The sequence below is a fragment of the Levyella massiliensis genome, from assembly GCF_000308275.2.
GTDB lineage: Bacteria > Bacillota > Clostridia > Tissierellales > Peptoniphilaceae > Murdochiella > Murdochiella massiliensis_A.
On the sequence record NZ_HG529491.1, the window covers coordinates 278,435 to 297,717 of the forward strand.

Genomic DNA, 19,283 nt, shown 5'->3' on the forward strand with positions numbered 1-19,283 from the left:
TCTCATTCTTTCACCCCTTGGTAATTATTACTTGTTTTCTGCTAAATGCAACTCTGAAAGGTCCAGCTGGAAGTAGCAGGGATCGAATATATAACCGTCAAACTTCTTGTTATGAACCGTTATCCTTGTTGTTGCATAGAGGGGTGCGGCAAGATAGCTGTCGTACTGTAGCTGCCATATCTTTTTAAGTGCCGGCTTGGCTTCCTCCCGGTTTTTAGCAGCATAGAACTCATCAGCATACTCCTGCATCTTGTCGCTGACCATGCCGCCCAGACCCATGGAATTATATTCCTTGGTCAAACCCATTGATGGCAGGGCATCCGCAACCGGCTCATACCATGGCCAGGAGATTGTGGCATCATATTCCAACTTCTTCTGCTTCTCAAATGCCTGGTTAAATTCCAGAACTGAAAGGTCACATTCAAATCCCATCTTCTCAAGCTCGGATTTTATATACTGGCCTACGTCCTTATACGCATGGCTGTCACTAATAACAAGATTGAGTTTTACGACTTTCCCGTCTTTGGTGATCTTGCCGTCAACCGACTTATAACCGCCTTTTTCAAGAAACTCTTTGGATTTTTCCGGGTCATATCCTATACCTTCAACATAGTGTGAAGGTGCATCCCAATAAGCATCCCCTATATAGTGGTCGACAACCTTGGGAATGTCGAACAAGATATTCTTTACCAAGGGTCCCCTGTTGATTCCGTAGCAAATGGCAGCTCTTAAATTTATATCTTTAAGAACACCTTTCTGCCAGTTCAGACCCAGGCAATTGGCACTAGTGAAGTGGTCGGAAGGCTCAACAATCATGCTGACTGATTGGTCTTTTTCGAGGTCGTTCAAAAGGTTGAAAGCAAATGTATTGTATCCGTCTGTAAGGCCTACAACATCAACCTGACCGTTCTTCAGGGCTAGGGTCCTTGAGGCTCCGTCAGCGATCGGAATCCATTCTATATTTGTTACCTGGGGTAACTTATCCTTGTTCCAATAATTTTCGTTTCTCTTGAGTTTGCTTGTCTGGTCTGCTACATACTCTTCAACACAGAAGGGACCTGTACCATTAAAAGACTTAAGTGCAAAATCCTCCGACATATTGTCCACAGGCATGGCCAGAATAGTTGACAATTCAGCCGGGAAGCGTGGATAGCTCTGCTTGAATTTAACCGTCAGGCTATATGTGTCATCCTGTTTGACCTCATCCAGATAATTTGCATATCCGCAATAGTATATGGCCCCAAGCTTCTGGATATCCCATAATATTGAGTCTGCCTCCAGGTTTTTGCCGTCATGGAATTTTACGCCCTCCTTCACAGTGAGCTTGTACTCCTTTTGGTCGGGATCGGACTCCCAAGATACAAGGTAGGGCACGGGATTCATGTCCTTATCCAGCCTTGTTAAAGGATCGAAAACCAGGGTTCTGCCGCTGCCGCTGACCTTGAAATCATCCAGGGCTCCAATTCTAAGAACCACATTCTGCTTTTCAACTGCTTCGCCGGAAGATACTTGCGATGATTCCGTGCCGGCATTCTCCCCGGCACCACACCCTGTGATTAAAATGCTTAAGCACAAGAGCAGGACTAAAAAAACGGGTCTTTTTTTCATATTTCAACTCCATTCTAAAATATTTATGTATGTTATTAGCCTAGGCTAACTATTGTTACTATAGCTTTGCAATTATGCCATGTCAATAAGGATAATGGATGTTCAAAGTATGCCCGGAAGGCGCTTGATCGCCGGTCTTGAGACCATGATTTTAAAAAATATTTAAAAATTAGTTAGATATTTCCTAAGAGGGTATAATTAGATTGTTAGTGTATGATAACTTGCTTTAAGTTATTTCTTAAGCAAATCTAAAGAAAAATAAGGAGGATGTATATGTCACAAGTAGGAAAAAAGATGCCTGAGTTCACAACAATGGGCTATAACCCGAAAAAAGAAGAGTTTGTCACCATTTCCAACAAGGATTTTGAAGGCAAGTGGAATGTTCTTATGTTCTATCCTGCCGACTTTACCTTCGTTTGCCCCACCGAGCTGGAAGACATGCAGGAGCAGTATGCTAAATTGCAGTCCCTCGGTGTAGAAGTCTACTCCATGTCCTGCGACACACACTTTGTCCACAAGGCTTGGCATGACCATTCAGAAGCCATAAGCAAACTTGAATTCACCATGCTTGCCGATCCCCACAAGACGATAGCTACAGATTTTTATGTCCTTGATGAAGAGGCCGGGCTTGCCCAGCGTGCCACCTTTATCATCGATCCGGACGGGGTTATACAGACTGTTGAGGTCAATGCCGACGGAATAGGCCGTGATGCAAGCCAGGTATATGATAAGATCCGCGCTGCCCAGTTTGTCCGTGAAAATCCCGGTCAGGTCTGCCCTGCAAAGTGGAAAGAATCAGGTAAAACCCTGACCCCGAGCTTGGATTTGGTTGGTAAAATCTAATGTTGGATGAAAATTTAAAGGCCCAACTTAAAGAGTATTTGAAGCTGGTCGAAGATGATGTTGTCTTTACCCTTAGCCTCGACGAGTCTGACAATTCAAAGCAAATAGAGGCCTTTGTTGAGGAAATCGTAGGCCTTTCAGACAAGCTGAGTATTGAGAAGAAAGAGCTTGAATTCACTCCAAGCTTTTCCCTATCTTCAGGCGACAGGTCGGGCATTGTTTTTGCAGGTATCCCCTTGGGTCACGAATTTGAGTCCTTTGTCCTTGCCATTTTGCAGGTTGGCGGGAGGGCCCCAAAGATAGATGACGCACAGATTAGGCGCATCAAATCTATTGACAAGGATCTTGCCTTTGAAACCCTGGTCAGCTTGAGCTGCCATAACTGCCCTGAGGTTGTCCAGGCCTTAAACATTATGGCTGTACTGAATCCTAAGATTAGCCACAGGATGATTGACGGGTCCATGTTCCAGTCCTATGTGGATGAACTCGGCATAATGGCTGTACCTGCCTGCTTCCTAAACGGGGAGCCTTTCAATAACGGAAAAATCAGCCTGAATGCTATCCTTGACAAGGTTACCGGACATAAAGATAGGCCGCAGCTTAAGGATAAGCCCATTTATGACCTCCTGGTTATAGGCGGCGGGCCTGCAGGTGCGACGGCTGCTATCTACGGAGCCAGGAAGGGTATTAAGGTCGGCCTGATTGCCAAGACCTTCGGCGGCCAGGTCCAGGAAACCCTGGCGATTGAAAATATCACGGGTATCCCCCATACAGAAGGCCCAAAATACATGGATTCTGTAAGGGACCAGGTCCTTAAATATAATGTTGACCTTATGGATGAAATTGAAGTTTTAGGTATAGAGAAGGATGACCTTGTAAGGGTGAACACTGACAGCGGCCGGGTTTCCGCAAAGACCCTGGTCATTGCTACGGGGGCCAAATGGCGCCTTATCGGAATCCCCGGTGAAATAGAGTTCCGTAACAAGGGAGTGGCCTACTGCACCCACTGTGATGGTCCCCTCTTTAAGGATAAAAAGGTTACCGTTATAGGCGGAGGAAACTCGGGAATAGAGTCTGCCATTGACCTGGCCGGTCTGGCAAAAGAAGTCCTGGTCCTGGAGTTCCTTCCCGAGCTCAAGGCCGACAGCGTTTTGCAAGACAAGCTAAAGACCCTTACAAATGTCCGGGTTGTTACCAACGCTGAAACCAAGGCCTTGGAAGGCGGGTCTAAACTTGAGAAGATCCGCTATGTTGACCGCATCAGCGGAGAAGAACATGTGGAAGCCACTGACGGCTGCTTTATCCAGGTCGGTCTTGTCCCTGTAACTGAATGGTTGGAGGGAGTTGAAAAAAATCCACGCGGAGAAATAATTGTTGACCGACTCGGGGCTACAAATGTTGAGGGCATTTTTGCAGCAGGTGACTGCACCGACAGCCCCTTTAAGCAGATTGTTATAGCCCAGGGAAGCGGTGCTACGGCAGCTCTTGGCAGCTACCAGTACCTGATGAGACAATAGTAAGCAAAAAAGAGGGGGCTATTCCCCCTCTTTATTGTTTTTAATAAGCCTTTCCAATAAGCTGAACAAATCACCTTTATGGGAATCCGACAATTTTTCCATTGAATTCATTATAAAAGTTCTGCCTATTTCATCAGCCTTTTCTTTATAATAATCCGCAATTTTTAACAGTTCTTCATCTTTAGTTTTAACAATAATATATTCACCGTACAATTCTTCAAATAAGATGATATCTCTCTGTTTCTCAGCTATTGATTCCAACATTTTAAGTACAAACCTATCATATGTTGAAAATGATTTTTTGGTGACCCAAAGTGTTGTTTTCTTATCTCTTTTTAGTTCCGTACCTGCCCAATTAAATGGATAAAGCTGATCCAACATTTCCTTAATTTCTTTATCTGTTTTATTTCTTTTTGAGCTAAGAGTTTTTTTCAAATTTAAAACACTCTCTTTGGCATTATGGTAGCCCAAGTCAAATTTCTTTGTTTTTGTGTATGTTTTTGCGATATTGGCATTTCCTATATAAAGCGGCTTCCATATAAACCGGTCTTTTATATTCTTTGCAGTTGAATCGTATGCTTTACATATTATTATTGACTCTCCTTGAGAATTTTCCAGATAGTATGCCTTTGCATATTTAATGCCCGCAAACTTGGCATAATTGATGCGTTCTACGTTTGTATGTAAAGACATCTCACCGACATTAACGTAATTTGCGTAATTATTGATAATGAGTTTTTTCAGTAGTGCTTTTTCTATGCCCATGACAGGTTCTATATGAGCTACAAAAAATCCGGATTCCTGAGGCTTGTTTAATATCTGATCACTAATAAAATTCCGTATATCTATCGGATTTGCTGTTAAGCCGTCAACCTGTATCTTTTGTTTAACAGTGTTTATCTTTATAGATGCATTTTGTTGCAAAGATTGCAGTCCGCTTGCAGTTATTCCGTTTCTATCTATTTGTCCGTATGCTAATAGGAGTTTTATTATCTTTCTAATGTATGATTCGGTTAGGCCCATAACCTTTGCAATAATTGACGGTTCCAAAAAGTGGTAACTAATAAGCCTTAAAACCGTCTTTTCAACAACAGGAAAATCCTCCAAAGTCCTCTCCAGCGCTTCTATCTCGATAAAAGCGATCGGATAGGCAACAGGTGTTACGTATCGAAATTTTGTAATTTCAAAATCAGGAGTGGATTTGTTAAGGTCCATTAAAAAATCTTTGCCCTCGTTATATTGTATAACCAGACCCGAATATTTAGTTTTATTATTATCCGCCATTCCTTATCCCTCTATTCTTTTAATAAGAGCAGGAACGTCTATCATTTCACCTTTGCCCTTTTTAACACTGGAGCACATTACCCGGATAAACTCGGAGAAAACAGCCTCATAATGAAGCCGTGCGTGAAGAAAGCATGGCAAAACTGAGAAGAATCACCGGGCTTGAAAACCCTAATTCTGTCCTGCAGCTAAAAGAGTGGCTTTTATCAAAGGGGATTGCAACAGAATCTCTTGATAAAAAGGCAGTAAAAGAACTCCTAAAAACCGCTTCCGGTGATGTCAAAGAGGTTCTTGAAACCAGGCAGGAGCTCGCCAAGTCCAGCGTTAAAAAATACGAAGCGATGAGAGATTGTGTCTGTCGTGACGGCCGTGCCAGAGGACTCTTGCAATTCTATGGAGCCAATCGCACCGGACGTTTCTCAGGACGGCTCATTCAAGTTCAAAATCTCCCGAGAAACAAGATGGAGGATCTTAAGCTGGCAAGAAAGCTGGTCAAAGAAAATGACCTTGCATCCTTAGACCTACTCTTTGATTCCATCCCACAAGTCTTATCGGAACTTATCCGCACCGCTTTTATCCCAAAGAAAGGACGCATCTTTCTTGTCGCAGACTACTCCGCCATTGAAGCCAGAGTCCTCGCCTGGCTGGCGAGAGAAACATGGCGGATGGCACTTTTTTCTGAAGGTGGTGATATCTACTGTCAGTCCGCTTCAGAAATGTTCGGTGTTCCCGTCGAGAAACATGGCGTAAATTCTCATCTCAGACAAAAAGGGAAAATAGCAACACTGGCCTGTGGCTATGGCGGCTCAGTCGGCGCACTGAAAGCGATGGGCGCTCTCGACATGGGACTTTCCGAAGAAGAATTAAAGCCCATCGTTGATGCTTGGCGCACAGCGAATCCGAAAATCGTGAAATTCTGGTGGGACGTGGATCGTGCCGTCCTTGAAGCTGTCCGCCATAAGAAAGTCACCAAGACACACGGTCTCACCTTTCGCTGCCGTTCCGGCATGCTCTTCATCATGCTGCCCTCCGGAAGAGCCTTAGCTTACGTAAAACCAAAGCTCGGTGAGAACCGCTTCGGATCTCCCTGCGTCACCTATGAGGGTGTCATCACAGGAAAGAAATGGGATCGCATTGACTCCTACGGTCCAAAGTTCGTGGAAAACATCGTGCAGGCAACCGCTCGTGACATCTTGGCTTATGCCATGCAGACACTTCATAACTGTTCGATTGTTATGCATATCCATGATGAGGTCGTGATTGAAGCCGATCCTCGTATGTCCCTTGATGCAGTCTGTGAACAGATGAGCCGCACGCCGCCGTGGGCTGAAGGCTTGCCGCTCAAAGCCGACGGCTATGAGTGCGAGTTTTACAAGAAAGATTAAAAAGTCTCAGCTACCAAAACGGTAGTCGAGATTGTTTTAAGGGGGTGAACGTTTCGTTCACTCTATGAGAGCGATGCTGCTCAATAACACTTTGTTATTGAGTTTTCAAGGGTGTCACTTTTCGCTACCCCCTTTTGCGGTTTTAGCAATCTGAGCAGTGGCATGTTTTTTATTTTCTCTAAAAAGTTCGTCCAAACCATCTCCGTTTCTTCAGGAAGTGATGAGGGCAGCAATGGTGCTCCCTCCATCTGTAGAAACGGAGGTTTTTAATGCAAGAACTAATTCCAAAAGACGAATACGGAGTATTCGCAGACAACCATGACACAGCTCGTGTCGATTCAAGAGCAATTGCGCAATTTTTCGAGAAAGAACACTTCCATATCCTGCGCGACATTCAAAAACTCACTGAATCCAAATCTGGATTGAGTGAACAATTTGTTAAGCTCAATTTTGAGCTCAGTAGTTATAAGGACAATACCGGACGAAAACTGCCCTGTTACTACTTAACTCGTGATGGTTTCACCATGTTGGCAATGGGATACACCGGCAAAAAGGCAATGCGGTTCAAAGAACTCTATATCAAGCGTTTCAACGAAATGGAAACCTTCATCAAAACGCTGGTATCGGCAAGACAGGAGTTCCCACTGCTGACGGAAAACATCCGGCTTCTCCATGACAACCCGAAACCATATCACTACTCGAACGAATGCAATATGCTTAACCGCATCGTGCTTGGCATGGATGCCAAGCATTACCGAGAAGTACACGGCATCGATAAAGGAACATCCATACGTCCGTATCTTTCGCAAGATGAAATCTCCATGCTCAACATTTTGCAAAAAGTCGATGTCGGACTGCTTGTTGCCGTCCCTGATTTTCAGCAACGAAAACGCTACCTCGAATGGTATGCCATGAAACTACAAATCAAGGAGGTGCGCTGATGGAAAACCTATATCAAAACGCAGAAGGCTACGCGGATCCTACCGCCTATGAAGCAATCTTTAAGACGCATCGCTATCCCTATATGCCCCTTGTCTATATCGCCTCTCCTTATACTGGAGATGTTGAGAAAAACACCGAAGCCGCCAAGCGCTATGCCCGCTTTGCCGTTGATCAGGGCTTTATCCCGATCGTGCCTCATCTCATGTATCCGCAGTTTATGGATGAGAAAAGCGAACGTGAGCTGGCTCTTTTCTTCGGACAAATCCTGATCGACAAATGCACCGAGCTTTGGGCATTTGGAAAACCCTCTCTCGGCATGACCAAAGAGATCGGATATGCCAAATACCACAGGCGAAACGTTCGCTGTTTCACCGAGGACTTGAAGGAGGTTGAAGAATGAGAATCAGCTATTCGAATGTTCGCGGCAAGAAAACAAATACCAGCTATCCCTTTACTGCAGAGATCAATACGGCAGACGACCTGAAAAAGGTCGCTGCCTTTGATCATGTCTGTGCGATTTACAAGGACGGCTATAACCAGCGCAAGAAGTTTATCAAAGGTTACCGGAGCAATAAAACGTTTCAAGAATCCGACTGCCTGCCGCTGGACTGCGACAATGTTTCATCCGATCCATTAGCTTCAGATATTCCGCCTGCTGAGTGGAAGACTCCGAAAGACGTTCAAACAGCATATCCTGACGTGCGCTTTTTTGTGGTTTATTCCCGAAATAACATGAAGGAAAAGGACGGAAAAGCCGCGCGTCCCAAGTTTCACATCTACTTTCCTCTGAAAACTTCCATAAGCGATGCGAAGCTATATAACCGCCTTAAGAAAAAAGTGCGGGCAAGGTTTCCCGCCTTCGATGATGGTGCTCTCGATGCAGCACGTTTCTTCTTCGGTGTTGAGAATCCACAGGTTGAATATTTCGATGGTGCTTTTGACATTGATGAATTTATGAGCCGTGCCAATGCCAAGATCACAGAAGGCGCGCGAAACACTACCATGTCCCATTTTGCCGGGCTGGTGCTCAAGAAATATGGCACCGATGACAATAAAGCGCATGAAGCCTATCTTGAGGAAGCAAAAAAATGCACACCGCCCCTTTCCGAAGAAGAGCTCGCCAGCATCTGGAACAGCGCAGTCGGTTTTTACAACAGCACCATCAAAGCGGATAAAAACTATATCTCGCCTGCCGAATACAACAGCATGGAATTCGAAGAAAGTCTCATCCCGTCTGACTTTACTGATGTCGGACAGGCAAAAGCCTTTCTCGAAGCGGCTACTGACAAGGTCATCTATGTCAAAGGTCTCGGTCTCTATTATTTCACGGGAAAGGTCTGGAAAGACGATGACCTCTTAGTGCAGAAAGCGCTGCAGGGATTTACCCATAAGCAGCTCTGCCTTGCGTGGAAAATGGTGAACGAAGCGGAAAGCGAAGAGGCACAGGAAAAAGCGGAAGCCTTCTACAAGTTTGTCTTAAGCCGCAGGAAATCCTCCAACATCAAGGCAACCATCACCGAACTGAAACCGATGGTGCAAGTCGATGTGAAAAGGCTTGATCAAGACGGTTTTCTCTTAAATACACCGGACGGGACAGTGGATCTTCGCACAGGAAAACTGCGGACGCATGATCCGAAGGACTACTGCACCAAAATTTGTGCTGTGTCACCAAATGACAAAGGTATGGACGAATGGCTCCGGTTCCTTCGTGACTTCACCTGCAAAGACAAGGCTCTCGAAGATTATCTGCAGCTGGAATCCGGTGTAGAGTGCATCGGAGAAGTCTTAAATGAGAATCTTGTGATCCAGTACGGTGAGGGCGGAAACGGTAAATCCACCTTCAATAACGCCAAGTTCTATGTTTTAGGAGACTACGCCGGTACCATCTCCGCCGAGCTGTTAACCGTAAAGCCGACCAAGAACAAAGGTGCGGAGCTTGCCGAGACACACAACAAGAGGCTTATTCTCGCAGCCGAGCTACCCGAAGGGAAAAGGCTCGACTCAGGCTCTTTGAAAAATCTCTCCAGCACAGATCCCATCCATGCTGAGAAAAAATTTGAAGCACCTTTTAACTTTATCCCGACACATACGACGGTGCTTTATACCAACCATCTGCCCAAAGTTGGGACCATCGACAAAGGCACCTGGGACCGCCTGATCGTTATTCCTCTAAAGGCAAATTTCAGGGGTGCCAAGGGAGAAATTAAGAACTATGCCAAGGTGCTGTCCGAGCAATGCGGCGGGGCAATCCTCTCGTGGATGATTGCGGGAGCAAAGAAATACATTGATGCCGACTACAAACTTGTCCCACCAAAATGCGTCAAAGATGCCATGAATGCTTACCGTGAAGAAAACGACTGGATCAGCCATTTCTTAAGTGATTGCTGTGAGGAAGAAAAAACAGCTACCCAAAAAGCGGGTGAGCTTTATGAGAAGTACCGTGAGCACTGTGATGAGATCGGTGAATACAAAAGAAGCTCTGCTGATTTTAAGCGAGTTCTGATAGCACAAGGTTTTACTTGGCAAAAAACCGCTGAAGGCAACATATGGATAGGGCTTCACCTGAAACAAAACGGTGTTCTTAATGGAGGACGATTCTAAATTCAAAAACACGAGAAAACCCAGTTATATCAATAAGTTTCGTGGTTTTATGGAAGGCAATGGAAGCCATTTATATCTATCGCATAAATAAAAATCAACTCATCTATATGTAGTGATGATTTTGAAAAATATAGATATGTTACGTGGCCTCCATCGCCCTCCATACCCATCCCTGATGAAGCAGCAGGAAAAATTGCTCCTTGCCTTGAAATATCAGATTTATCGCCTGACGGCTTACGTGTTTAACGAAACGGAGAAAGTGATGAATGAAAAATCAATCGAACAAAAACTTGTCAAAGCCGCTAAATCCAAAGGTGGATTGTGTTTAAAACTTGTTTGTCCCGGCTTTGACGGCATGCCGGATCGGCTCGTGCTTTTACCTAACGGCCATATCGGTTTTGTCGAGGTAAAAGCTCCCGGCAAAAAGCCAAGACCGCTCCAGCTGGTACGGCACAGACAACTAAGGGATTTAGGCTTTCTGGTTTTCGTCTTGGGCGACCAAGAGCAGATCGAAGAAATACTCACAAAGATTGGAGGTGATGCCACATGAAGTTCATAGCCCACGACTACCAGAAATACGCCACCCGCTATATCGAAGAGCACGATGTTTCTGCAGTCCTCTTGGATATGGGCTTAGGCAAGACGGTCATCAGCCTTAGTGCCATACTTGACCTTCTCTTTGATCGCTTTGAAGCTCACCGCATTTTAATCGTAGCCCCACTTCGAGTCGCAAGAGAAACGTGGCCATCCGAGATCAAGAAATGGGATCACCTCTCCATGCTGACTTATGCGGTCGCCGTCGGAACGCCAACAGAGAGAAAAGCCGCGCTCCTTCAGGGCGCAGACATCACCATCATCAACCGGGAGAACCTCTCCTGGCTCATTGAAGAATCAGGACTTCCTTTTTCCTTTGACACGGTTGTGGTCGATGAACTCTCTTCTTTCAAGAATCATAAGGCCAAACGCTTCAAGGCTCTCATGAAAGTTCGTCCCAAGATAAAACGCATCGTGGGACTTACAGGTACGCCTGCGGCAAACGGGCTCATGGATCTTTGGGCGGAGTTCAAGCTCCTCGATATGGGAAAACGGCTCGGACGCTTCATCTCTCACTACCGGGAGCGTTACTTTGTCCCGGACGCTCGAAACGGGCAGGTCATCTTTTCCTACAAGCCAAAGCCGGAAGCAGAGGCGGCCATCTATCGAGCAATATCAGATATCACCATTTCCATGAAGGCAAAAGACTTCCTGAAGATGCCCGAGCTTATCAGCGTCACGCACGAAGTCGAAATGACCGACTGTGAATACGCTGACTATGAGAAGCTGAAAAAGGAACTGGTGCTGTCAGTCAAAGAAGATGAAATCACGGCCTCCAATGCCGCCGTTCTCACCGGAAAGCTTACTCAGATGGCAAACGGTGCGATCTATGCCGATGATGGGAAAGTCGTTCATCTCCATGATCATAAGCTCGACGTTTTGGAAGACATGGTTGAAGCGGCAAACGGCAAGCCACTTCTTGTCGCCTATAACTTCAAGCACGACCTAACGCGTATCGAAGATAGGCTCAAGAAGCTCAAGGTGAACTACCGAAAGCTCGATAAGGCAGACTCCATCCAAGCATGGAATGAAGGCAAGGTCGCTGTCGGGCTGATTCACCCCGCATCAGCAGGACACGGGCTTAACCTTCAAGCCGGCGGCTCAACGCTTGTATGGTTTTCGCTTCCTTGGAGCTTGGAACAATACAGTCAAACCAACGCAAGGCTCTGGCGGCAAGGGCAAACATCTGCCACCGTAGTGATTTCTCATATCGTATGTAAGAACACCATTGATGAACATATCCTCACGGTACTGAAAAACAAAGACAAAACGCAGGCAGCCTTAATTGATGCGGTCAAGGCAACCTTAGGACAATCCAAGTAAATCTAAGACAATCAGAGTCAACCTCCGTCAATCCGAGGGAAACCATCACTTGTTTTCACGGAGGAATAAAAATGCTGACACCAAAAGAATATCTGCGCCAAGCCTACCGCCTTGACCAGAGAATTAATGCAACCATTGAGGAAGTCAAAAATCTGCGGGAGATGTCCGAAAGCGTCTCAGGACTTCGCTACCGGGAGGATCCCATTCAAACCACTCGTTCTATCGATGCACCATTTATCCGCGTGCTGGAAAAAGCGTGGGAGATCGAAGAACGCATTGCTGATGAGCTGTCGATACTTTATGACCTTAAAGAACAGATCAAAGATGCGATTGCAACGGTGAAAAATATCGACGAGAGACTCGTGCTTCAGTACCGCTACATGGATGGTATGACATGGGAAGCAATCGGCGAAACACTGCATGCTGACCGCACAACAGTCTGGAGATGGCATGGACGTGCCCTGCAGCACTTTAAGATGCCCAAATGTCCGATTGAGCTGGAATAATGCACGTTTTACAACACTTTGCAACAACATGCCACATGCCCTGACGTGGTAATATATAGTCAGGAAAAATATAAAACGAAAGCTCCAAAGGGAGAAATCCCCGAGGAGCTTTTTTCATGCCAAAAAGGAGGTGCGGATTGCCAAGAAAACCAAAAAAGCCGTGTTCTTATCCCGGCTGTCCGAATCTCACGGACGGCCGGTTCTGCGAAGAACACGAAAAGAAATATAACCGTGACTACGAAAAATATAACCGCGACAAAAACACCAAGAGAAAATACGGTCATGCTTGGAAAAGAATCCGGGACCGCTACATTGCGGCGCATCCTTTATGTGAGGAATGCCTGAAAGAAGGACGTTACACCAAAGCAACAGAGGTGCATCACCGCACTCCACTCTCTTGGGGCGGAACGCACAAGGAAGACAACCTTGAAGCGCTTTGTCATGAGTGCCATTCGAGAATCACGGCACTTATGGGAGATCGCTGGCATAACAAAAAGCCACCCCGGAAGGAGTGACTTTCCAACTCGTTATTCTGTTTTCATTCGCTTGATCATATTGAGTTGATCTCTTCTGGCATAGATGACGTTAAGAACGTAGACACGCTTCGCATTCTCCTCGATGCGGTAATAGATGTAAAAGTTCTTAGCACTTGTTTTCCGAATACCTCGTGAATGCCACGGCTCATCCGGAATGGGTGCGAAGATTCCTGCTTGGTAGGAAAGCTTTCCGATCGCTTCTCTGAGCGTTTGCAGATAGCTTCTTGCCGTGTCGGGAACAAGCAGTACGTAGGAAATGTAATCTCGAAGTTCCGTAAGATCATGTTCTGCGTCAGGCGTAATGATGACCTGATAGGCATCCACTATCTGATACCTCCTTCGAGATCATCAAAAACTTCATCGTACGGTCTTCCTTCGCCACGGATAGACTGGGCATAGCTGTGTTCAAGCTTGGCATTAAGTTCTGCTTTGCTTAATTCATCTGCCGCCTTCGGCGCGGATGGAAGCGTTAAGGAAAACGGAACGCCGTGCCTGTAAATAATCTGCCGATATAAAGAATTGATAACCACCGATGTGGGAATGCCGAGCTGTTGCAGGATCGCTTCTGCTTCATTTTTCACATCGCATTCAACACGTGCACTTACCGTTGCGTCTTTCATGGCTCTGCACCTCCTTCTTTAAAAAGATTGTACTACATTGTTTTGCAGATTGCAATACAAAAATGACCGTGGGGGCGGGTCAAATCTCTGTGAGCCTTCCGGCCGGGAACGGTGCGGCAGGGTCGTGTAAAGAACTTTTAATTCAAACGCCCTATTAAACCCAAAGATGATTTTTACGAACCGAAAGGAGGAATACCTCGTGGCAAAAGATGGAACCAACCGAGGCGGAAGACGCATCAAAGCGGGTCATAAGCCGGATGCACTTGCCGACAAAATCAGCAAAGGACAAAAAGCGACACACATTGAGTTCCCGCGTGCGGAATATCCGATCGCAGAACTCTACGGCGAAGACATGACAGACGGTGTGGAACTTGAAGGAGCGGATATGCCTGAGCCATCTTCCTACCTTTCTGCTCAACAAAGGGACGGGGAGCCTTTAGGCGCTGACCTAATCTATAAAGAGACGTGGGAGTGGCTTCAGGCACGCGGCTGCGAAAAGCTCATTAACCGCCGTCTTCTTGAAAGTTACTCGACAGCCTTTGCCCGCTTTATCCAGTGCGAGCTTGCTATCAGCAAATACGGACTCTTAGGCAAACATCCAACGACCGGTGCTGCCATTGCCAGTCCGTTCGTGCAGCTCTCGCTCAACTTTCAGAAGCAGGCAAACCTTCTCTGGTATGAAATCTACGACATCATCAAGCAAAACTGCACGGAAGCCTTCGACGGCGATCCTCAGGATGACCTGATGGAGCGTCTGCTCCGAGAAAAGAAATGAGGTGAAGAAATGTTTGAAAAAGTAAATCCTGCACATCCCGATAAAGTTGCAGACCGCATCGCGGGAGCCATTGTTGACCTTGCTTATGCAAGCGAGACAAACCCCAAGATTGCCGTCGAAGTCCTGATCGGTCACGGCATCTGCCATATCATTGCGGAAACAAGCACGCTGATCTCAAAGGCAGACCTTGAAAAAACTGTGCGTCGTCTTGCCGGAAATGTAGCTGTAGATATTAAGCTCGTCCCACAAGACATACATTTGGTCAAAAACCAATGCTGGAAGCTGCGCTGCGGAGATAACGGCATCTTCTTAGGACTTCCCATCACAGAAGAAGAAAATAAACTCTCAGAAATTGCCAAAAGTATCTATGCCGCATATCCGACAGACGGCAAATACATCTTAGACGGAGAAAAACTTGTCATCTGCCAGTCTCATGTTGAAACGAAAAAGCTCCAAGCGGCCTATCCAAACGCCATCGTCAATCCTTTAGGCGACTGGACGGGCGGCACGGACGTGGATACCGGAGCGACCAACCGAAAACTCGGATCCGATATGGGATCTTCCGTCACCGGCGGTGGTCTTCACGGAAAAGATCTCTCCAAAGCCGATGTGACGCTTAATATTTACGCCCATCTTCTGGCACAGAAAAGCGGAAAACCGATTCATCTTTCCTGCGCCATCGGAGACGCGTTTGTTGACGGCAAGCCGTATGCCGAGCTGGTAGAAATTGCCCGAGACTACATTCGCGCAGTCGGAGGCTTTGAGAAATTTGCGGAATGGGGGCTGATTTAGATGGATACGACAAAATTTGCTCAAGTTCCAATCGATAAGCTCATTCCCTATGCGAGAAATGCCAGAACACACTCACCGGAGCAGATCGCACAGCTTCGCGCCTCGCTTCGAGAGTTCGGATTTATCTCACCGGCTGTGATTGACAACAAGTTCAACATCTTAGTCGGACACGGACGTATCGCGGCAGCCCGTGAGGAAGGCTACAAAACCGTCCCGTGTGTCTTTGCCGAAAACTTAACCGATGCGCAAAAGCGTGCCTACATCTTGGCAGACAACCGCTTAGCCTTAAATGCCGGCTGGGATGAGGAAATGCTCTCGGTAGAATTATCTGACCTATCCGGTGAAGCCTTTAACCTCTCCCTTTTAGGTTTTGATGACGAGGAACTCTCCGCTTTGATGGATATTTCCGAAGATGAAATCACCGAAGATGACTTTGATGTAGACGCAGAGCTTCAAAAGCCCGCCATCACCAAACACGGCGACATCTGGACGATCGGGAGGCACACCGTCATCTGCGGAGACTCAACCGATCCCAAGACATACAAGGCACTGCTCGGCGATACCAAGGTGAATCTCGTCTGCACGGACGCACCGTATTTTGTGAACCTCGAATCCGCGTCCGGAAAGATCAAAAACGATGATCTCACCGATAAAGAAGCTTACGACTTCCTCATGAAGGCTTTTACCTGTTTCAAAGAAGCAATGGCAAAAGACGCCTCGATCTATGAGTTTTATGCCACATCTAAATCTCGTATTTTTTACGATGCTTTTGATGATGCGGGCTTTAAGCTCGGAGCCGGCCTTATCTGGCGAAAAGAGCGGGCCCCTCTCATGCGTACCGATTGGAAGTTTAATTTTGAGCCGATCCTGTACGGCTGGCGAAAAGACGGAAAACACAAATGGTACGGTGACCAGAAGCAGAAAGCCTGCTTTGATTTTGACTCGGTGAAAAACTCCAAAACCGAAGGATTCGGGCATCCCTCTTCCAAGCCGGTGCCGCTGATCGCGCACCTCATCAAGCAGTCCACACAAACCAACGCTCTTGTTTTGGACGGCTTTTTAGGCAGCGCATCGACGCTCATCGCCTGCGAGGAGCTTGGCCGCATCTGCTATGGGATTGAGCTGGAACCGAAATACGTCGATGTGGCCTGTGCTCGTTATGCCGAGCTGAAAGGAACAACGGACGGCATCATCTGTCACAGAGACGGCAAAGACACCCCTTATGCCGACCTTCTGAAAGAACGGGAGGCAACTGATGAGTAACGTCTTAACGCTCGGCTCCCTCTTTTCCGGATCGGGAGGTTTTGAACTTGCCGGACTTACCGTCGGGATGAAACCGCTCTGGGCATCGGAAGTCGAGCCTTTTGCCATACGGGTGACATCCAAACGACTGCCTTTCGTGGCTCACATGGGAGATGTGCGAAACCTTGACGGAGCAAATTTGCCGCCTGTTGACATCATCACCTTCGGCAGTCCCTGTCAGGACTTATCCATCGCCGGAAAACGAAGCGGGATTGAAGGTTCCCGTTCGTCGCTTTTCTATGAGGCGATACGAATCATCAAAGAAATGAGGTGGAAAACCAATGGGAACTACCCAAAATACGCGCTCTGGGAAAATGTCCCGGGCGCTTTCTCCTCCCACAAAGGAGCGGACTTCGAAAAAGTCCTTGAAGCCTTCCTCTCCGTCAAAGGATATACGCTTGATGCGCCTCGACCTCAAAAGTGGCATGCCGCCGGAGAGATCGTGGCAGATCATTTTTCTCTCAGCTGGCGGGTACTTGATGCTCAGCACTTCGGAGTCCCCCAAAGACGCAAGAGAATCTTTCTTGTCGCAGATTTTGGAGACACAAGTGCCGGAAAAATATTATTTGAGTCCGAGAGCGTGCTTGGGGATCTTGAGGCGTGCCAAGACGAAAGGAAAAGACCTGCCGGAAATCCTAAGAGAGGCGCTTATGAAACAGGCAAGCTTGTTCTAAACGATCAGGGAGGATCGCGCATGGACATCTCAGAAGATGTCACGGGAACCCTGCGTGCACAGTCAAACCATCCTCCGCTGATCTTTGAAAACCACGGACAGGACGCAAGATACACAGGCCCCAATGATACGGCGCAGACCATCGTCTCCCGTTTCGGCACGGGCGGAAACAATCAGCCACTTGTGGTTGATCTGCCGTGCGCCTATTCGCTTTGCTCCAAGAAGAACAAGGCGATGTTTTCGGACATCAAAGACAACAGCCAGATAACCGAGACCTCCCGCACACTGGATACGAGAGGCTCCGATCCCGTCTGCAATCAAGGCGGCATGGCGGTTCTTTCCTATGGGCTTGACCGGGCTTCCTTTAATCAGGGGCAAAACGCCGCCTACGACTTTGCCGTGGAAAAAGAATGCCAGCCGACAATGGTTGCCAAAGGTCCGGGTGCCGTTGCCACCGAAAACGAGAGCGGCTATATCGTAAGGAGGCTCACTCCGACCGAGTGTGCCCGGCTTCAGGGCTTTCCGGACGGCTGGTGCGATGGTCTTGCAGAAGAAAATCCGAGCAAGGCTCAGTTTACCTTCTGGCGTGAGATTTTTGACCGCTACACCGATATAATGTCCATCCAGAGAAAAAGCGACAAGCAGATCAAAAAGTGGCTTAAAAATCCCTACTCGGACAGTGCCGCCTACAAGCTCTGGGGAAATGGCATCGCGCTTCCGTGCGCCATCTTCGTACTTGCCGCAATCAAAAAGAATAGTGGTATTTACCTGCAAAAATAACTTGCTATTCCTCCCGGTAAGAGTGATGTATAGACATACCAAGAAAACACCTGCAAAGGAGGATAAAGACATGGATTACCACTTCAATTTAACAGGCTCGGCAAGGCGGCCGCTGGTGAAAGCCTTGGAAGACTTCACAAAAGAGAAAGCCACCTGCACCAAAGCGCCGACCTTCTGCTACCACATTGGCGAGCACATCACACTGGACAATCATGGCGTGCTCAGCGTCAAAGACGCAGAGCAGGAAAACAGCATCCTGCTGACTTTATCGGAACACGGCTTTGTGCCGGAGGAACAGGAAAACATGGCGGTGACGATCTCGCTTCCAAGAAACAAATTCACCGATGAGAACCTCGAAAGGCTCTCCGAGATTCTTACGTCAAAAGAAAGCATCATCAAGCATGCACTTGGTACAGAAAGCGTCGCCTTTGAGGTGGACGAGGAAAAGATCAGCTTCCCGTGGTTTTCCGAGATGCCAAGTTCTGCAGAGCTTTCCGCCTATACCGCCTTCATCTCCCTTTTGGGCAAGGCGGCAAAGGAATCCAAGCGCATCACTGGCAAAGACCACGCAGTCGAAAACGAAAAATACTACTTTCGCTGTTTTCTTCTGCGCCTTGGGATGATCGGTGATTCCTACAAGGAAGCAAGGAAAATCCTGCTCAGCCATCTTCAAGGCTCCTCCGCTTTCAAGTACCAGAAGGAGGCAGAAAAATGAAAATGCCAACGAAAGAAACGCTGGAACTGCTGCGGATTACTTTTCCTAAAGGCTGCCGTGTGGAGCTTCTTCACATGGACGACGTACAGGCACCGCCTGCAGGAACACGCGGCACCGTCACAGGAGTCGATGATACCGGCTCCATCCTCGTGGATTGGGATAACGGCTCCGGTCTAAACGTCATCTTCGGGATTGATAAAATCAGGAGAATTCAGAAATGGACGAAAAAGTAAAAGAACAGATCCTTGCCATAAGGGACAGCGGTCTTACGAACATGTTTGATGTCAATACTGTGCAGCGGCTTGCCTTTGAGCGGGACTTCTACGAGCTGGTTTTATACCTTGAGGATCACCGGTCAGAATACGCGAAATTCATCCTGACCGGCGAGGCGTAAAGTACACAATTTAGGCCTCAAAACTTCCCGCAGGATTGTCACATATATTTCGAGAAATAACTTGCTATTACAGGCGCTTAGAGTGATATATGT

At 47.1% G+C, this 19,283-nt stretch carries 20 protein-coding genes and 1 pseudogene; 17 read left to right on the top strand and 4 right to left on the bottom strand.

Translation table 11 applies throughout. From position 1 onward, the window contains the following. Positions 1-27: 27 nt before the first annotated feature. Entirely contained in the window at positions 28-1,608 is a 1,581-nt protein-coding gene (locus BN98_RS06165; protein ID WP_019190594.1) for an ABC transporter substrate-binding protein, read from the bottom strand. A 273-nt stretch (positions 1,609-1,881) separates the two neighbouring features. On the opposite strand from BN98_RS06165, the gene ahpC reads away from it, so the two are divergent. Both ahpC and ahpF read left to right on the top strand, forming a co-directional pair. Further along, entirely contained in the window at positions 1,882-2,451 is a 570-nt protein-coding gene (gene ahpC / locus BN98_RS06170) for an alkyl hydroperoxide reductase subunit C (protein ID WP_019190595.1), read from the top strand. Next, a complete protein-coding gene (gene ahpF, locus BN98_RS06175; protein WP_019190596.1) occupies positions 2,451-3,968 on the top strand; it encodes an alkyl hydroperoxide reductase subunit F in 1,518 nt (505 codons plus the stop codon). The genes ahpC and ahpF overlap by 1 nt, the downstream gene beginning before the upstream one ends. Before the next feature lie 18 nt (positions 3,969-3,986). On the opposite strand, the gene BN98_RS06180 is transcribed toward ahpF, so the two are convergent. Then, on the bottom strand, positions 3,987-5,252 hold the full coding sequence (locus tag BN98_RS06180; protein WP_019190597.1) for a hypothetical protein: 1,266 nt from the start codon (positions 5,250-5,252) through the stop codon (positions 3,987-3,989). A 122-nt stretch (positions 5,253-5,374) separates the two neighbouring features. Between BN98_RS06180 and BN98_RS06185 the strand changes: the two are divergent. The 8 genes and pseudogenes from BN98_RS06185 to BN98_RS06220 all read left to right on the top strand — a co-directional run. Continuing rightward, positions 5,375-6,637 (top strand): annotated as a pseudogene (locus tag BN98_RS06185) (DNA polymerase); the annotation flags it as partial. Positions 6,638-6,906: 269 nt separating this feature from the next. After that, on the top strand, positions 6,907-7,578 hold the full coding sequence (locus BN98_RS06190) for a Rha family transcriptional regulator (protein WP_019190599.1): 672 nt from the start codon (positions 6,907-6,909) through the stop codon (positions 7,576-7,578). After that, on the top strand, positions 7,578-7,979 hold the full coding sequence (locus tag BN98_RS06195) for a DUF7768 domain-containing protein (RefSeq protein ID WP_019190600.1): 402 nt from the start codon (positions 7,578-7,580) through the stop codon (positions 7,977-7,979). The genes BN98_RS06190 and BN98_RS06195 overlap by 1 nt, the downstream gene beginning before the upstream one ends. Further along, positions 7,976-10,180 (top strand): phage/plasmid primase, P4 family, encoded by a 2,205-nt coding sequence (locus BN98_RS06200; RefSeq protein ID WP_019190601.1) that lies wholly within the window; start codon positions 7,976-7,978, stop codon positions 10,178-10,180. The genes BN98_RS06195 and BN98_RS06200 overlap by 4 nt, the downstream gene beginning before the upstream one ends. Before the next feature lie 262 nt (positions 10,181-10,442). Beyond that, positions 10,443-10,730, top strand: a complete 288-nt coding sequence (locus BN98_RS06205; protein ID WP_026420941.1) for a VRR-NUC domain-containing protein — start codon at positions 10,443-10,445, stop codon at positions 10,728-10,730. Then, positions 10,727-12,097 carry a DEAD/DEAH box helicase gene (locus tag BN98_RS06210; protein WP_019190603.1) on the top strand — a complete coding sequence of 457 codons (1,371 nt, stop codon included), beginning with the start codon at positions 10,727-10,729 and terminating at the stop codon, positions 12,095-12,097. Before BN98_RS06205 ends, BN98_RS06210 begins: the two co-directional genes overlap by 4 nt. 71 nt (positions 12,098-12,168) lie before the next feature. Next, positions 12,169-12,603 carry a DUF1492 domain-containing protein gene (locus BN98_RS06215; RefSeq protein ID WP_019190604.1) on the top strand — a complete coding sequence of 145 codons (435 nt, stop codon included), beginning with the start codon at positions 12,169-12,171 and terminating at the stop codon, positions 12,601-12,603. Positions 12,604-12,740: 137 nt separating this feature from the next. Beyond that, on the top strand, positions 12,741-13,118 hold the full coding sequence (locus tag BN98_RS06220; RefSeq protein ID WP_019190605.1) for an HNH endonuclease: 378 nt from the start codon (positions 12,741-12,743) through the stop codon (positions 13,116-13,118). Positions 13,119-13,130: 12 nt separating this feature from the next. On the opposite strand, the gene BN98_RS06225 is transcribed toward BN98_RS06220, so the two are convergent. Next, positions 13,131-13,463 carry a type II toxin-antitoxin system RelE/ParE family toxin gene (locus BN98_RS06225; RefSeq protein WP_019190606.1) on the bottom strand — a complete coding sequence of 111 codons (333 nt, stop codon included), beginning with the start codon at positions 13,461-13,463 and terminating at the stop codon, positions 13,131-13,133. Beyond that, positions 13,463-13,759, bottom strand: a complete 297-nt coding sequence (locus BN98_RS06230; protein WP_019190607.1) for a type II toxin-antitoxin system RelB/DinJ family antitoxin — start codon at positions 13,757-13,759, stop codon at positions 13,463-13,465. The genes BN98_RS06225 and BN98_RS06230 overlap by 1 nt, the downstream gene beginning before the upstream one ends. 199 nt (positions 13,760-13,958) lie before the next feature. Here BN98_RS06230 and BN98_RS06235 point away from each other — a divergent pair, with 199 nt between their 5' ends. From BN98_RS06235 to BN98_RS06265, 7 genes are all read left to right on the top strand, one after another. Continuing rightward, a complete protein-coding gene (locus BN98_RS06235; RefSeq protein WP_019190608.1) occupies positions 13,959-14,534 on the top strand; it encodes a hypothetical protein in 576 nt (191 codons plus the stop codon). A gap of 9 nt (positions 14,535-14,543) precedes the next feature. Continuing rightward, positions 14,544-15,326, top strand: a complete 783-nt coding sequence (locus BN98_RS06240) for an S-adenosylmethionine synthetase N-terminal domain-containing protein (RefSeq protein WP_040942765.1) — start codon at positions 14,544-14,546, stop codon at positions 15,324-15,326. Continuing rightward, on the top strand, positions 15,327-16,589 hold the full coding sequence (locus BN98_RS06245) for a site-specific DNA-methyltransferase (RefSeq protein WP_019190611.1): 1,263 nt from the start codon (positions 15,327-15,329) through the stop codon (positions 16,587-16,589). It abuts the gene before it with no gap. Continuing rightward, complete coding sequence (locus BN98_RS06250) at positions 16,582-18,081, top strand: DNA cytosine methyltransferase (protein WP_019190612.1); 1,500 nt, start codon at positions 16,582-16,584, stop codon at positions 18,079-18,081. The genes BN98_RS06245 and BN98_RS06250 overlap by 8 nt, the downstream gene beginning before the upstream one ends. A 70-nt stretch (positions 18,082-18,151) precedes the next feature. Next, a complete protein-coding gene (locus BN98_RS06255; RefSeq protein WP_019190613.1) occupies positions 18,152-18,796 on the top strand; it encodes a hypothetical protein in 645 nt (214 codons plus the stop codon). Next, complete coding sequence (locus BN98_RS06260) at positions 18,793-19,029, top strand: DUF4314 domain-containing protein (protein ID WP_019190614.1); 237 nt, start codon at positions 18,793-18,795, stop codon at positions 19,027-19,029. Before BN98_RS06255 ends, BN98_RS06260 begins: the two co-directional genes overlap by 4 nt. Then, positions 19,014-19,190: a DUF5049 domain-containing protein gene (locus BN98_RS06265; RefSeq protein WP_019190615.1), complete on the top strand. Its 177-nt coding sequence runs from the start codon at positions 19,014-19,016 to the stop codon at positions 19,188-19,190. Before BN98_RS06260 ends, BN98_RS06265 begins: the two co-directional genes overlap by 16 nt. Positions 19,191-19,283 lie beyond the last annotated feature (93 nt).

Excerpts from the sequence above, each read along its gene's own strand:
- BN98_RS06205 (WP_026420941.1), top strand. The coding sequence starts at position 10,443 with ATGAATGAAAAATCAATCGAACAAAAACTTGTCAAAGCCGCTAAATCC.
- BN98_RS06260 (WP_019190614.1), top strand. The coding sequence starts at position 18,793 with ATGAAAATGCCAACGAAAGAAACGCTGGAACTGCTGCGGATTACTTTT.
- BN98_RS06165 (WP_019190594.1), bottom strand. The coding sequence starts at position 1,608 with ATGAAAAAAAGACCCGTTTTTTTAGTCCTGCTCTTGTGCTTAAGCATT.
- BN98_RS06195 (WP_019190600.1), top strand. The coding sequence starts at position 7,578 with ATGGAAAACCTATATCAAAACGCAGAAGGCTACGCGGATCCTACCGCC.
- BN98_RS06180 (WP_019190597.1), bottom strand. The coding sequence starts at position 5,252 with ATGGCGGATAATAATAAAACTAAATATTCGGGTCTGGTTATACAATAT.
- BN98_RS06250 (WP_019190612.1), top strand. The coding sequence starts at position 16,582 with ATGAGTAACGTCTTAACGCTCGGCTCCCTCTTTTCCGGATCGGGAGGT.
- BN98_RS06255 (WP_019190613.1), top strand. The coding sequence starts at position 18,152 with ATGGATTACCACTTCAATTTAACAGGCTCGGCAAGGCGGCCGCTGGTG.
- BN98_RS06265 (WP_019190615.1), top strand. The coding sequence starts at position 19,014 with ATGGACGAAAAAGTAAAAGAACAGATCCTTGCCATAAGGGACAGCGGT.
- BN98_RS06215 (WP_019190604.1), top strand. The coding sequence starts at position 12,169 with ATGCTGACACCAAAAGAATATCTGCGCCAAGCCTACCGCCTTGACCAG.
- BN98_RS06190 (WP_019190599.1), top strand. The coding sequence starts at position 6,907 with ATGCAAGAACTAATTCCAAAAGACGAATACGGAGTATTCGCAGACAAC.
- BN98_RS06230 (WP_019190607.1), bottom strand. The coding sequence starts at position 13,759 with ATGAAAGACGCAACGGTAAGTGCACGTGTTGAATGCGATGTGAAAAAT.
- BN98_RS06240 (WP_040942765.1), top strand. The coding sequence starts at position 14,544 with ATGTTTGAAAAAGTAAATCCTGCACATCCCGATAAAGTTGCAGACCGC.
- ahpF (WP_019190596.1), top strand. The coding sequence starts at position 2,451 with ATGTTGGATGAAAATTTAAAGGCCCAACTTAAAGAGTATTTGAAGCTG.
- BN98_RS06245 (WP_019190611.1), top strand. The coding sequence starts at position 15,327 with ATGGATACGACAAAATTTGCTCAAGTTCCAATCGATAAGCTCATTCCC.
- BN98_RS06200 (WP_019190601.1), top strand. The coding sequence starts at position 7,976 with ATGAGAATCAGCTATTCGAATGTTCGCGGCAAGAAAACAAATACCAGC.
- ahpC (WP_019190595.1), top strand. The coding sequence starts at position 1,882 with ATGTCACAAGTAGGAAAAAAGATGCCTGAGTTCACAACAATGGGCTAT.
- BN98_RS06210 (WP_019190603.1), top strand. The coding sequence starts at position 10,727 with ATGAAGTTCATAGCCCACGACTACCAGAAATACGCCACCCGCTATATC.